Below are 13,821 nucleotides of genomic sequence, written 5' to 3'. Positions count from 1 at the left end.
GGCGGAGCCGGCGGCATCGCCGGACTGATCGGCGGCGGTATCGCCGGCGCCAGCAAGAGCTGGGGCGTCAACGACTTCCGCAATCTGACCTTCCACGTCGGCGGCACCATTGACGACCCCAAGATCGGCAGTTTCAAAGTCAACGGCAAGACCTGGGACGCCCAAGAAGCCCAGCAGGAAAACGCCAAAGTCACCGACGTCAAGGCTCAGGCCAAGAACGCCGTTGAAAAGGCCAAAGAAGACGCCGTGAACAAGCTCACCGAAAAACTCATAGGCGGCAAAAGCGGGGCCGGCGACACATCCGGCAAGAACAGCGTCAAAGATCAGCTCAACAAAGAACTTGAAAAAGGACTGAACAGCCTCTTCGGCAAATAAGAGACGGACGCCCGCGGAACAGAAAAGCGGCAGTTATGAAACATGGGCGGCGGATTCGGCAGGAATCCGCCGCCCATGTTTCATGTCGCCCGAACGCCTTTTTCCATTCGCAAGAGCGCCGCCCAACGCGCGTGATGAAGAGGCGTTTCATCTGCGCCTTTGCCGATAGTAAACATTTTAATGCAAAATTAACTGTCATTATCGTAATGATTAATATATTTTAGTGTTGAATTTTGTATCCATAAAAATTATGATTCAAACGGCTCTTAAAACTTATCATCGAATCAGGAGGGAATTACCGTGAAGAAAAGTACTCTGTGGTGCGCGCTGGCCGCTCTGGCGCTGGGGACTTCGGCCGCCTGCGCGGCGGGCCCGCGGGACGTGACGATCGGCCTGACGGGCGACGCCTATTCGTTCTATCCCTACTCGCTGAACGAAGACCTCAACAACGCCATTATGGAACACGTCTTCGAGCCGCTCGTGACCCTTGACCGGGAGATCAAACCGCAGCCGCTTCTGGCCGAGAGCTGGGAGACCAACGAAGACGCTTCGGTCTGGACGTTCCATCTGCGCAAAGGCGTCACGTTCCACAACGGCAACGCTTTCAACGCCGACGACGTGCTGTTCTCGTTCGAGCGCGCCAATACGGCCGGCAAGTCGGCTTTCATTTACGCGTTCGCCACTGTCGACAAGAGCGAGAAGATCGACGATCACACCGTCAAAATCACCTGCAAGGCGCCCAACGTGCTGTTGCTGGCCCACGTCAAGGACGTGGTGATCCTCGACAAGGAGACCTGCGAAGCCCACGACGACGATTACAACGCCAACCATCCCGTCGGCACCGGCAAGTACACGCTGGCCGAGCACGTGCGCGGCGACCGCATCGTCTTCAAGCGCAACGAAGCCTACTGGGGCGCCAAGCCCGAGGCCGAGAACGTCGTCTACAAGCCGATCACCAACCCCGGCACCCGCACGGCCAACATGATGTCCGGCGCCGTCGACATGATCATTGACGTGCCGGTGCGCGACGTGGCCATGATCGAGCGCAACAAAAACATCAGCATCGTCAAGATGCCCAGCCTGCGCGTCATCTACCTCAATCCGTCCTGCGTGGAAAACCCCAGCAAGGATTCCAAGTTCCCGCTGGTCTCGCCCACGGGGAAGAACCCGATGGTCGACAAGCGCGTCCGCGCCGCCATGTATCACGCCATCAACGAGGACGAGATCGTCGCCAAGATCATGAACGGCTTCGCCCTTCCCGCCGCAACCTACTGCCCCGAGGGTTACAACGGCTACAATCCCGAGATCAAGCGCCTCGCCTACGATCCGGCGCTGGCCGAGCGTCTGCTCGACGAAGCGGGCTATCCCCGCCAGGCCGACGGCACGCGCTTTCAGGTAACGCTCGACGCGTCAAACGACCGTTACATCAACGACGGCCCCATCGCCACGGCCTGCGCGTCCTACCTCGAGAAGGTCGGCATCAAAGTCGTGCCCAATTTGATGTCGCGCAATATTTTCTTTTCCTATATCGGCGCCAGCAACAAGTCGGGAGACAACACGCATCTGTGCCAGACCGGCTGGGCCGATTCCGGCGGCGAAGGCGCGCTGATCGCCCTCGACATGATTTACTCGATGAAACCCGGCGAGTACGTCAAACAGGGCTGGGGCGGCGTCAATCGCGGCTACTACAGCAATCCCGAAGTAGACAAGCTGGTCGAGGAAGCGATGGCGACCGTCGACGCCGAAAAACGCGACCAGATCGTCCGTCAGGCGTGGAAGCTGGCCGCCGACGACGTGGCCTACATCCCGCTGCATTTTCAGATGGACGTGTACGCCGTCGGGCCGCGCATTGACTACGCGCCGCGCTATAACAAATACGTGTACGCGTGGGACGTCACGTTCAAGAAATAATTTCGGTTCCCGAAAACCACAAAATAACGCAGACGGTTCTTTTCACGCGAAAAGAACCGTCTGTCTTTGATGAAAGTCTTTTTCCGCCTTTTTCGCTCCGAAATAGGCTTCTTCCGCGGAGGTGACCTTTAAGGTGCTTCAATTTTTAGTCAAAAGGCTGACCCAGCTCGTGCTGGTCGTGCTCGTGGTCTCGCTGATCGTGTTCGTGCTCACGAGCGTGCTGGGCAATCCCGTGTATCTGATGGTGAGAGAGAACGCGACGCCCGAGGAGATCGCGGCCGTCTCGGCCTATCTCGGCCTGGACAAGCCGCTGTACGTGCAGTACTGGATCTTCGTCAAGAACGTCTTGAACGGCAATTTCGGCCAGTCGTACATGTACCATCTGCCGGCGCTGGCGCTGATCACCGAACGGCTTCCTGCCACGCTGGACATCGTCGCCGTGGCCATGGTGCTCTCGATCTTTCTCGGCATCCCGCTGGGCGTATGGTCCGGCGCGTACCCGAAGAGCCGTTTCAGCAAAAGCGTTATGGCCATGTCCATCGCCGGGATCTCCATGCCGTCGTTCTGGATCGGCATGGTGATGATTTATTTCTTCGGGCTGTATCTCGGCATCCTGCCTGTTTCCGGGCGCGGCGAAACGGGCGTGATCTTCGGCATCACAACCAGCCTCGCCACCGCCGACGGCTGGGCGCACATCATCCTGCCGTCGATCACGCTGGCGCTGGGCAACGTGGCGACGATCATCCGCCTCACGCGCGCGGGGATGCAGGAGAACATGCGCCAGGATTACGTCAAGTTCGCGCGCGCCAAGGGCGTGCCCAACCGCAAGGTGCTGTTCGGCCACGCGCTCAAGAACACGCTGATCCCGGTGGTGACGGTTTTCGGACTGCAGCTGGGCAATCTGATCGCGTTCACGACGATCACGGAGACGATCTACGCCTGGCCGGGCATCGGCAAGATGCTCATCGACGCCGTGACCAGCGCCGACCGGCCGATCATCGCCGCTTACATTCTGTTCGTGGCGGTGATGTTCGTGTTCATCAACTTCATCGTGGACCTGCTCTACGTTTTCATTGATCCGCGCATCGACTTGCAGTAGGAGGGGGACGAAAAATGTCTGACGCACAAGAGAAAAGCCGAGTCGCACGCTTTCTGGATTCGGAACTGTTTTACAATTTCCGCCACTCCCCTACGGCGATCGCCGGAGCGGCGATCGTCCTGCTCGTGATCCTGATCGCGGTCGTGGGGCCGCAGTTCACGGTGCAGAATCCCTACAACATGGCCGAGCTCGACCTGGGCGACGCCTACAAGCCGCCGTTCTGGCTGGAGGGCGGCGACCCCAAGTTCCTGCTGGGCACCAACCAGCAGGGGCGCGACATGGTCAGCGCCATGGTCTACGGCAGTCGCGTCTCGCTGGTCATCGGCCTGCTGGGCACGTTGATGGCCAGCGGCATCGGCATCGTGCTGGGGCTGATCTCGGGCTATTTCGGCGGCAAGGTGGACGCGCTCATCATGCGCTTTGCCGACGTGCAGCTGTCGTTCCCGTCGATGCTGATCGCGTTGTTTCTGATGTCCATGCTGGGGCGCAGCATCACCAACATCCTGCTGTCGCTGATGCTGGTCGGCTGGGTGCGCTACGCGCGCACGGTGCGCGGCGAAACGCTGCGCGTCAAAAAATGCGAATACATCGAGGCCACGCACGTGATCGGCCTGCCGAACTGGCGCATCCTTTACAAGCACGTGCTGCCCAATGTCTTCGCCTCCATCGTCGTGCTGTCCACGATCCAGGTGGGCGGCTTCATCCTCACCGAGGCGACGCTGAGCTTCCTCGGCCTGGGCGTGCCGATCTCGCGCCCGTCGCTTGGTATGCTCTGCAACGACGGCTTCACGGTGCTTTACAGCGGCCTGTGGTGGGTCTCGATCCTGCCAGGGCTGTACATCATGATCATCGTGTTCGGCATCAACCTTCTCGGCGACTTTTTGCGCGACGAGATGAACCCCAAGCTGAAATGAGGCGCCGCCCATGGACGATAAACTTCTTTTGCAGGTGAGGCACCTGCGCACGTGGTTCAAAACGTTCAAGGGCACCGTCAAGGCCGTGGACGACGTGTCGTTCGACATCAGGCAGGGCGAAGTGCTGGCCGTGGTCGGCGAGTCCGGCGGCGGCAAGTCGGTGACGGGATTTTCGCTGATCCGCCTGATCGAAGAGCCGGGCTATATCGAATCGGGCGAGATTCTGTTCGACGGCAAAGACCTTATGAAGCTTTCCGAGCACGAGATGAACAAGCTGCGCGGCAAGGACATCTCCATGATCTTCCAGGACCCGATGACGTCGCTCAATCCCGTCTACACGATCGGACAGCAGCTCGACGAAACGCTGCGGCTGCACACGGGCATGAGCCGCGGCGAGCGCCGCCAGGCCAGCGTCGATCTGCTCAGGGCCGTAGGCATTTCCAATCCGGAAAGCCGCCTTAAAAACTATCCGCACCAATTTTCCGGCGGCATGAGGCAGCGCGTCGTCATCGCCATCGCGCTGGCGGCCCGCCCGCGGCTGATCGTCGCCGACGAGCCGACGACGGCGCTGGACGTGACGATTCAGGCGCAGATCCTCAAGCTCATGACCGATCTGATCCGCGCCGAGGGCTCTTCGCTGATGCTCATCACCCACGATTTGGCCGTCGTTTCGGAAGTCGCCGACCGCATCAACGTGATGTACTGCGGCAAGATCGTCGAGAGCGGCGCGGCGCGCGACGTGATCGACCGCAGCGCCCATCCCTACACGCACGGGCTGATCAGCTCGATCCCCGATCTGGGCACGGAAAAAGAGCGCCTCGACACGATCCCCGGCATCGTCCCCAACATGTTCGACCTGCCTTCGGGCTGCTATTTCAGCCCGCGCTGTTCCCGCGCGCAGGAGCGCTGCCGCCGCGAAGCGCCGCAGCTGCGCGAGGTCGCCCCGGGGCACTGCGCCGCCTGCCATTTTCCGCTCTGCGGGGAGGTGAAGTAACATGAGCTGTCTGCTTTCAGTCAAAAATCTCGAACAGCGTTTCGACCTCGACCGCTCGCTCCTCAGCCAGATCCGTTTCGAAGGCGGGCGCGTCGTGCGCCGCAAACGTATCGTTCACGCCGTCAACGGTATCAGTTTCGACCTCGAAGAAGGCCAGGTCTACAGCCTCGTCGGAGAATCGGGCTGCGGCAAATCGACGGCCGCGCGCAGCATCATCCGCCTGATCGAACCGGCCGGCGGCTCGGTCCGCTACCGCGGGCAGGACATCGCGCATATTCCGCTGGACGAGATGCTGCCGCTGCGCAAAAAAATGCAGATGATCTTCCAGGATCCCTACGCCTCGCTGAACCCGCGCCAGAACGTCATGGAGATCCTCACGGAGCCGATGCTGTTCCACAGGGTTGCCGGCAGCAAAAAGGAAGCGCGCGCCCGCGCGCTCGACCTGCTGTCCCGCGTCGGCATCCGGCCCGAACAGGCGAGCCGCTATCCGCACCAGTTTTCGGGCGGACAGCGCCAGCGCATCGGCATCGCCCGCGCGCTGGCCGTGGAGCCGGAATTCATCATCGCCGACGAACCGGTGTCGGCGCTGGACGTGTCCATTCAGGCGCAGATCCTCAATCTGCTCATGGACCTGAAAGACGAGTTCCACTTCTCCTATCTGTTCATCGCCCACAACCTTTCGGTGGTCAAGCACATTTCCAACCAGGTGGCGGTCATGTATCTCGGCAGCATCGTCGAAAAGGGCAGCAAGGAGCAGATCTTCGCGTCTCCGCAGCATCCCTACACCAAGGCGCTGTTCTCTTCGATCCCGACGCTGACGGGACACAACATGCGCAACGCCGAAGGTCTGGAAGGCGAGATCCCCAGCGCCGTGAACCTGCCGTCGGGCTGCTGCTTCCACACGCGCTGCCGCTGCGCCATGCCCGTTTGCTCGCAGCGCGTGCCCGAAGAACGGGAGATCGCGCCGGGACATTGGGTGCAGTGCCACCTTTTTGATCGCTGAAATTTTTGACGTCCGCTCGAAGTTTTTCTATAATCGGCGGCGGAAAAGGAGAGGGAAAACTTTTCCTCTCCTTTTTTTGCAGAGGCTGTTTCGATTCCATCATTTTTTCGGGAAAGGATGCTTTTCATGGATCTTGTCATTCTGGCTCTGGCGCTTTTGATCGCGCTGCCCGCCGCGGCTCGCGCCTGTACGACCGTGGTGATCGGGCGCGAAGTTTCGCCGACGGGGCATGTGATCGTCGGCCACAACGAAGACGACGGCGGACGCCTCGTCAACCGACACGGCTGTGTCCCCGCCGCCGACCACGCTCCCGGCGAAACGCTGCCCGCCGAAGACGGGCACGCCGTCATCCCACAGGCGGCGCACACGCACGGCTTCTATTGGAGCGAGATGAAAGGCGCCGCCGGCGGCATGTCGACGGCCGATTCCTTCTACAACGACCAGGGCGTGCTGATCGTCAGCAACAGCTGCGTGGACTCCAAAGAAGACCCCGAAGACGCCTCGCGGCTCAGCGAGGGCGGCATCGGCTTTAACCTGCGCCGCGTCATGGCCGAGCGCGCGACGTCCGCCCGCCATGCCGTGGAAATCGGCGTCGAAATGCTCGAACGCTACGGCTACGTTTCTTCCGGAAGATCCTACACCTGCGCCGACGCCGACGAAGCCTGGATGCTCCAGGTCGTCAGCGGCCGCCGTTACGCCGCGTGCCGCGTCGGCGACCGCGAGGCGGCGTTCATTCCCAATTACTATACGATCCACGAGATCAATTTCGACGACCGCGACAACTTCATCGTCTCGCCCGATCTGGTCGAGTACGCACAAAAGAAAGGCTGGTACGATCCCGCTCAGGGCGCGTTCGACTTCGCGCGTGCCTATCAGGCCGAAAAGGACTGGATGGGGCCGGGCAACACGTACCGCAGCGCCGCCGGCTATTCGATCCTGACGCGCAGCCCCTTCTGGCGCGAAGACCGCTACCCCTTCGCCGTCGTGCCGAAGCGTCCCGTCGCCGTGGAACAGGTCATGGAAATCCTGCGCTGCTACTACGAAGGCTCGTTCCTCGACCCCGCCTGGGCGCGTATGCAGTTCCCCGGCGGCGCGCCGCACGACACGGAGATCCGCCGCATCTGCACGGGCACGACCATGGAATCGTCCGTCACCGTCTTCGGCGATCGGGATCGTCCCGAGACCACGACGATGTGGCTGTGCGCAGGACGCCCCAGCGAACTGCCCTATCTGCCCTTCCACCCGTTCTGCGGCGTGCCCGCCGCGCTGGACACGATGGGAGACGAAGCGCCGGCGCTTTTGGCCGTTCACTGCCGCCCCGACGCGGAGATCGCGACATGGCGCGACGACGGCTGGCAAAAGCTGCGCGACTTCCAGAACCTCTTCGAACTGGTCTTCCAGCAGCATCACGACGAGCACGAGCGCTGGCTGTGGAGCTACGAAAACACCCTCGCGCGAAGCGAAAGCGAACTGCAGGCGCGCGCCGCGACGCTCCACGACAGAGCGCGCGCCGTGACGCTGCTGAGCGAACGGGACGAAGCCGTCGCCGCGCAGGCGCTGCGCGACCTGGCGGAGCAGCAGAAAAACTTGCGCCCCGTCGCCGTGAGCGCTTTCCCCGCCGCCGCAGCGATGGACAGCGCCGAAGAGATCGAATTCGGCTTCGCGCTCACGGACGGACGGATCCCCGCCGAGGGGTCGCTGCTGCTCACGCTGGGCGGCACCAACGCCCGCCTCATGGGCATCCGCCCCGTCGCCGGCTCGCTGCGGGCCGACGGCGGCCGCTGGACCGTCCGCGTCAAAGCCGTCGACTTGCAGAAGGCCGGCGTGCCCGGAACCTTCGACTATTGGCTCGGCGGACGCGACCAATGGGGCCGCTCCTTCGGCGGGCGCGTCTTCTTCACGTTCACGGAACCCGCGGCATAGAAAAAGTTCCACGTGGAACATCCCGCATCGAACACGGACAGTCACACGATTCCTTCAACATGAAAAACGCACGATGACAAAAACGCCGCGGCTCGGTCAGCGCTGACCAGGCCGCGGCGTTTTTATCTCATACTGATTCTTTGCGGAGCGGTTAGAACAGGTTGCCGTCCGCGTCAAATTTCAGTTCGTACGGCGCGCCGACAACCTCCATGTGCGGATGGGCGGCAACCGTCGGCAGTAAAGCTTCGGAAACTTCGATCTCGTCGAGGGCAATGGTGTTCTTGATGCGCACGAGGCGCAATTTCGACGGGTCGAGCACGTTGCAGGTCTTGACGCACCCCTGGATGACCTGGCGGTCGCTCTTCAGCACCATGGGGATCTTCACCGTCAGCGGCACGGTGGAAGTGATGGCGTTCGGATAGGTTTGCTCCATGCTGAACTTTTTGTAGGCGCGCATGGTGGTCATGTCGAGCATGCCCAGACCGTTGCCGTTGCCGTGCGAGACGTCGGTGATGTCGAGCGCGGCGACGCGGGTGATTTTCGGGCCGCCGGAGGCGTAGGGCGTGTTGTAGCGTCCCACCACGTTCGTGTCGAAGCCCGTGCCGGCGATGTTCTTGCCGATCTCGTCCATGATCAGCACGTCGAACTCGTCGAGCTGGATCTTCGCCAGCAGCTCCCAGGCGCGCTTGAGCAGCGCCGGCTCGCGCTCGAGCACTTCGTCTTTGCGCATCAGCTCGATCTGCGCCGTCTCGTGATAGGCGTTTTCCAGCAGGGCCACGCAGCAGAGCACGTTCTTCTTGGCCAACGTTACGGCGGCGATGGCGGGAATGTTCTCGGCCATACGCCCGAAGCCTTCGGCGTGGCAGAAGTCAGCGCCTTTCTGCTTGCCCATGCCGATGGCGCACATTTTGCAGATGCCGCTCTCCACCGCGCCGCGAAATCCCGTGTGCGGCTTGACGCGGTTGACGACGATGATGGCGTCGGCCGCGTCGGCGTAGCTGTCGAGATAGACGGGGCGGCCGTTGGCCGCCGTGCCGAGCCGCACCGTTTCCATGGTGGAGCGAACCGGCGCGCCCATGGTTTCTTCGGTGATGCCGAGGCCGGCCAGCATGTTTTTCTGCCCTTCGGCGGTGGCGCCGCCGTGACTGCCCATGGCGGGGAAGATAAAGGGCTCGCCGCCGCGCCTTTTCACCGCCTCGACCAGCGTCCTGATGATCAACGGATAGTTTGTGATGCCGCGGCTGCCGGCGGTGATGGCAACGGTCATACCGGGCGCGACGGAATCGAGATAGCGCCCCGTTTCCAGCCCGGTACGCAACTCACCGGCGGGGTCCGGCACGCAAGGGCGGGGAAAGTTCTGGCGGACTTTCACGAACCGGGGGATCCGGATGGGATCCAGCGCTTCATCGATGAACGACATGAACATGCACTTCCTCTTCATGAAAAAATAGCGATCTTTCGAGGAGGTCCCGCGCAGGAGCGCGCATTCTCGAAAGTCGGACTGGCAATTCATTCCTATCACAAGTCCTTCTCTTTGTCCAAGTCGTGAAAGCGTATAACATCATGAACGCGCGGCTATGCGCCGAGGAACTCCCGCCGCCGGCTGCGAAGCGGCCATCAGGGCTGTATCATAAGCGGAATGATCTTCTTCAGGTCGGCGGTCTTTTCGATCGTGAAGAGCGGCACGCTTTTTTCGGCGCAGAGCGTGGTAAAATAGCCGTCGAGATTGCCGTCCGAACGGACGATCATGAAGTCGGCGGCGCTGGCGAAGGGCAGGAACGGTTCGGAGTTCTTGAGACGGCGCGGCTCGCCGCCCACGTGCATGGCGATGACTTTCACGTCGCGTTTCTTCGCCTCGGCCAGGATCTCGGAACAGCGAGCCGCTTCGTCGAGGATGCTCAGCCCCGACACCGTAGGGCTGGGTTTGCCGTCGCGGGTGATGACGATGGCCGTCGAATCGGCGTCGAACGAGCAGCAGTACACGCTGCTGCTGCACCCCAGGACGGCGAAGATGGTCTTGTAGCGGCTCCAGTCCACTTCCCCGGCGGGAACGTCGAGCTTGTAGTCATAGTCGATCTGCAACCGACGGCACAAAATGTTGACCGAATTGGTGTCCTGACTTTGACCGAAGCCAGTGATCAGCACGGGCGTTTCGACCCGGGGCAACGGCGGATTCGCGGCCGCGGCGTTTGCCGTCCGGAGGAAGACCGCGCAGAAAAAGACGCCCCAACAAAAGATTCTTCTCATCTTTGAAAATATCTCCTCAGCGTTACGGCAACCGAACTTATGCATTCTTTTCATTTGACAGCGGCGATGCCGCGTGCTAGCTTTTGAAATATATTTCTGCCCATGGCGCAAAAAAGTCCGCCCTTTTGCGATTATAGCACAGAGGCGCGGACAATTTTAAATTTTCTGTAACGGAGGTTTTCAGAAATGAGAAGATTTTTCCTGCTGCTGGCCGCGCTGACGCTGGCGTGCCGCGCCCCGGCCGCGGCGGCGGACAAGAAGCTGACCGTGGTCGCCACTGTTTTTCCGGCCTATGATTGGGTACGCGTCATTCTCGGCGAACGGGTCGGCCAGGTTCGCCTGAAACTGCTTTTCGACAACGGCGTGGACCTGCACAGCTATCAGCCTACCGTCAACGACATGATCCTGGTTTCGTCGTGCGACCTCTTCATCGGCGTGGGCGGCGCTTCCGACAGCGCTCTGTCCGGCGCGGTCAGCCGGGACGTGGCCGTGATCGATCTGCTTGCCTCTCTTGGCGAGAGCGCCCGGGAAGAAGTTCCCGCGGCCGGCGAAACGTCGGAGCATCACCATCATGATCACGCGCACGAAGAGCCGGAGCTGGACGAACACGTGTGGCTGTCGCTGCGTCATGCCCAGCGCTTCTGTCGTCTCATCGCCGAAAAGCTGGCGGCACTCGATCCCGAAGGCGCGCCGCTCTACCGCGCCAACGCCGCGGCCTACATCGCCCGGCTGCAGGCGCTCGACGGCGAATACGCGGCCATGACCGCCTCGGCCAAGCGCCGCGCCGTCGTCTTCGCCGACCGCTTCCCCTTCATCTACATGACCGAAGACTACGGACTGGCACACTACGCCGCTTTCAGAGGCTGTTCGGCCGAAAGCGAAGCCAGTTTCAAAACCTTGGCCGTTTTGGCGGGCAAGGTCAGGGAGCTCGACGTGCCCGCCGTGCTGGTGTTGGAAAACTCGGACCGCAAGATCGCCGCAACGGTGCTGCGCACGGCCGGCGGCCGGGAGCGGAAGATCGTCGTCATGAACTCCATGCAATCCTGCACCGCCGGGGATCTGGAACGCGGCGTGACCTACCTTTCGTTCATGCAAGACAACCTTGCCGCGCTGCGCGAAGCGCTCGACTAGGACGGGAAGACCGCCATGGCTCTGCTTACCTGCGAAAATGTCGCCGTCGGCTACGAAAACGCGGCCGTCGTGGAAGGGCTGAACTTCGCCGTCGAGCGCGGCGACTATCTCTACATCGTCGGCGAAAACGGCTCCGGCAAAAGTACGCTGATGAAGACCGTCCTCGGTCTGATCAGGCTGCGGAGGGGACGCGTCGTCACCGGTGAAGGGCTGAAACGGACCGAGATCGGCTACCTTCCCCAGCAAACCTTCGTGCAGAAAGATTTTCCCGCCAGCGTCAGGGAGATCGTGCTGTCGGGCTGCCTGAACCGCATGGGGCTGCGCCCGTTCTACTCGCGCCGGGAAAAGGAACTGGCGGCGCGGAACATGGAGCGCCTCAACCTGGCGGCGCTGGCTGGCCATTGCTACCGCGAACTCTCGGGAGGACAGCAGCAGCGCGTGCTTCTCGCCCGCGCGCTCTGTGCCACGCGCAAGCTGATCATGCTCGACGAGCCCGTGACCGGTCTCGACCCCAAAGTCACGACGGAAATGTACGAGCTTGTGGCGGCGCTGAACCGCGACGAGGGGCTCACGGTCGTCATGATCTCCCATGATATCGCCGCTGCCGTGCGCTACGCCACGCATATCCTCCACCTCGGCGACGGGAAATACTTCTTCGGCCCTTGCGCGGAATACCTAAGCAGCGCCGCCGGCCGGATCTTTACGCACGGGCAAGGGGGAAAGCAGTGATGTCAGCCATGTTCACACAACTCGCCGCGTATTTTCAGTATCCTTTCGTGCGCTACGCGTTTATCGTCGGCGTGCTCGTGGCGCTGTGCTCGTCGCTGCTCGGGGTGACGCTGGTGCTGAAACGCTTCTCGCTGATCGGCGACGGTCTGTCGCATGTGGCCTTCGGCGCCATGGCCGTGGCCGCCGTGCTGAAGATGAACAGCACCACGGCGCTGACGCTCCCCGTCACCGTGATCTGCGCCGTGCTGCTGCTCCAGGGCGGAAGAAATCGCCGCATCAAAGGCGACGCCGCCGTCGCCATGCTCTCCGTCAGCGCTCTCGCCTTGGGCTATCTGCTCATGAACGTGTTTTCACGCTCGGCCAATCTGTCCGGCGACGTGTGCAGCATTCTCTTCGGCTCTTTCTCGATCCTGACGCTGGACCCGTTCGAGGTCAAGCTCTGCGCTGTTCTGTCCTTCATTGTCATCGCCGTGTTCGTGCTGTTCTACCACAAGATTTTCGCCGTCACGTTCGACGAAGAATTCGCCGCTGCCACCGGCACGCGCGCCGGGCTGTACAATCTGGTCATCGCCGTCGTCGTCGCCGTGATCATCGTGCTGGCCATGAATCTCGTCGGTTCGCTGCTGATTTCGGCGCTGATCATTTTTCCGGCGTTGAGCGCCATGCGGCTGTTCTCGTCGTTCCTCTCGGTCACGCTCTGCTCCGCCGCCGTTTCCGTGCTGTGCGCCGCCGCCGGCATCGTCGTCTCCGTGCTGGCGGGGACGCCCGTGGGCTCCACCATCGTCGCCGGCAACATCATCTCTTTCTTGTTCTGCGCGGCGCTCGGCCGTTTGAGAGGCGTTTCGCGATGAAACGCCTCGCCGCGGCGCTGCTCCTTCTCGCGGCGCTGGCCATCCCCGCGCCGGGCGCGCCGGACGTCAACCTCACCGCCATGGGGCGCACGATGCTGTTCGCCGTCGTCCGCGACATCAAAAACAATCCCGAAAGCTACCTCGGCCGCCGCGTCAAAATGGCCGGCCAGTTCGCCATCATCCAGGGCGTCGACGCTCAGGGACAGCCCGATCCCGACAAGATTTTCTACAACTGCGTCATTCCGCTGGCGCAGAACAGCCTCGAGTTCGGCGTCGCCGGCGAGCTGTTCTACCCCGAAGATTTCCCCGATCTCGAAGCGCCCATCACCGTGGAAGGCGTTTACGAGAAATACGAGGACAACGGTACGACCTACTACCGCGTCGGCCAGTCCGCCATCGACTTTTAACGTCACCTCTTAACGGAACGGCCCGGCGGCGAGCGAGCGCCCAGATGCTAAGGCGTTCTCAAGAATCGATTGACAGTCCTATGACGCACGCGATGACAGAAAAAGGCGCTGAGAGACAGGTCTCTCAGCGCCTTTTTCATAATGCCGGGGGAACGACACTTCCGCTTTTTTCCCTTTTCAGTCTGCGGGCGTGCCGCAAAAAGCGGCGGCTTTTCTCGAAGCCTTGGCCGTCCCTTC

At 61.7% G+C, this 13,821-nt stretch carries 13 protein-coding genes; 11 read left to right on the top strand and 2 right to left on the bottom strand.

What is annotated here, in order from left to right; genetic code table 11:
- The 7 genes from HMPREF7215_RS13700 to HMPREF7215_RS12560 form a co-directional block, all read left to right on the top strand.
- A partial coding sequence (locus HMPREF7215_RS13700; protein ID WP_009165889.1) for a hypothetical protein occupies positions 1 to 375 on the top strand: 375 nt, incomplete at its 5' end.
- Positions 376 to 675: 300 nt separating this feature from the next.
- Positions 676 to 2,286, top strand: coding sequence for an ABC transporter substrate-binding protein (locus HMPREF7215_RS10635; protein ID WP_009165887.1), 1,611 nt, complete (start codon positions 676 to 678; stop codon positions 2,284 to 2,286).
- A gap of 133 nt (positions 2,287 to 2,419) precedes the next feature.
- Positions 2,420 to 3,385, top strand: coding sequence for an ABC transporter permease (locus HMPREF7215_RS10630; RefSeq protein ID WP_009165886.1), 966 nt, complete (start codon positions 2,420 to 2,422; stop codon positions 3,383 to 3,385).
- A gap of 14 nt (positions 3,386 to 3,399) precedes the next feature.
- The gene (locus HMPREF7215_RS10625; RefSeq protein ID WP_009165885.1) at positions 3,400 to 4,299 is read left to right on the top strand and encodes an ABC transporter permease; all 900 of its coding nucleotides are present in this window, start codon (positions 3,400 to 3,402) and stop codon (positions 4,297 to 4,299) included.
- 10 nt (positions 4,300 to 4,309) lie between these two features.
- Positions 4,310 to 5,293 carry an ABC transporter ATP-binding protein gene (locus HMPREF7215_RS10620; protein ID WP_009165884.1) on the top strand — a complete coding sequence of 328 codons (984 nt, stop codon included), beginning with the start codon at positions 4,310 to 4,312 and terminating at the stop codon, positions 5,291 to 5,293.
- 1 nt (position 5,294) lies between these two features.
- Entirely contained in the window at positions 5,295 to 6,296 is a 1,002-nt protein-coding gene (locus tag HMPREF7215_RS10615; RefSeq protein ID WP_009165883.1) for an ABC transporter ATP-binding protein, read from the top strand.
- Between the two features lie 126 nt (positions 6,297 to 6,422).
- Entirely contained in the window at positions 6,423 to 8,219 is a 1,797-nt protein-coding gene (locus HMPREF7215_RS12560) for a C69 family dipeptidase (protein WP_009165882.1), read from the top strand.
- 151 nt (positions 8,220 to 8,370) lie between these two features.
- Here HMPREF7215_RS12560 and HMPREF7215_RS10605 read toward each other — a convergent pair whose 3' ends face one another.
- Complete coding sequence (locus HMPREF7215_RS10605) at positions 8,371 to 9,639, bottom strand: nickel pincer cofactor-dependent isomerase, group 22 (protein ID WP_040551150.1); 1,269 nt, start codon at positions 9,637 to 9,639, stop codon at positions 8,371 to 8,373.
- 197 nt (positions 9,640 to 9,836) lie between these two features.
- On the bottom strand, positions 9,837 to 10,466 hold the full coding sequence (locus HMPREF7215_RS12555) for a DUF6305 family protein (protein WP_009165880.1): 630 nt from the start codon (positions 10,464 to 10,466) through the stop codon (positions 9,837 to 9,839).
- A 186-nt stretch (positions 10,467 to 10,652) separates the two neighbouring features.
- Here HMPREF7215_RS12555 and HMPREF7215_RS10595 point away from each other — a divergent pair, with 186 nt between their 5' ends.
- From HMPREF7215_RS10595 to HMPREF7215_RS10580, 4 genes are read left to right on the top strand one after another with little or no spacing between them, the layout of a single operon-like run.
- Entirely contained in the window at positions 10,653 to 11,597 is a 945-nt protein-coding gene (locus tag HMPREF7215_RS10595) for a metal ABC transporter substrate-binding protein (protein WP_009165879.1), read from the top strand.
- A gap of 15 nt (positions 11,598 to 11,612) precedes the next feature.
- Positions 11,613 to 12,326, top strand: coding sequence for a metal ABC transporter ATP-binding protein (locus HMPREF7215_RS10590; protein WP_009165878.1), 714 nt, complete (start codon positions 11,613 to 11,615; stop codon positions 12,324 to 12,326).
- Complete coding sequence (locus HMPREF7215_RS10585; RefSeq protein WP_009165877.1) at positions 12,326 to 13,177, top strand: metal ABC transporter permease; 852 nt, start codon at positions 12,326 to 12,328, stop codon at positions 13,175 to 13,177. Before HMPREF7215_RS10590 ends, HMPREF7215_RS10585 begins: the two co-directional genes overlap by 1 nt.
- On the top strand, positions 13,174 to 13,584 hold the full coding sequence (locus tag HMPREF7215_RS10580) for a hypothetical protein (RefSeq protein ID WP_009165876.1): 411 nt from the start codon (positions 13,174 to 13,176) through the stop codon (positions 13,582 to 13,584). The genes HMPREF7215_RS10585 and HMPREF7215_RS10580 overlap by 4 nt, the downstream gene beginning before the upstream one ends.
- Positions 13,585 to 13,821 lie beyond the last annotated feature (237 nt).

Origin of the sequence: Pyramidobacter piscolens W5455 (genome assembly GCF_000177335.1) — a bacterium.
Classification (GTDB): Bacteria; Synergistota; Synergistia; order Synergistales; family Dethiosulfovibrionaceae; genus Pyramidobacter; species Pyramidobacter piscolens.
Note: the sequence above shows the minus strand (reverse complement) of the source record. Positions and strands in the feature narration are given on the sequence as shown.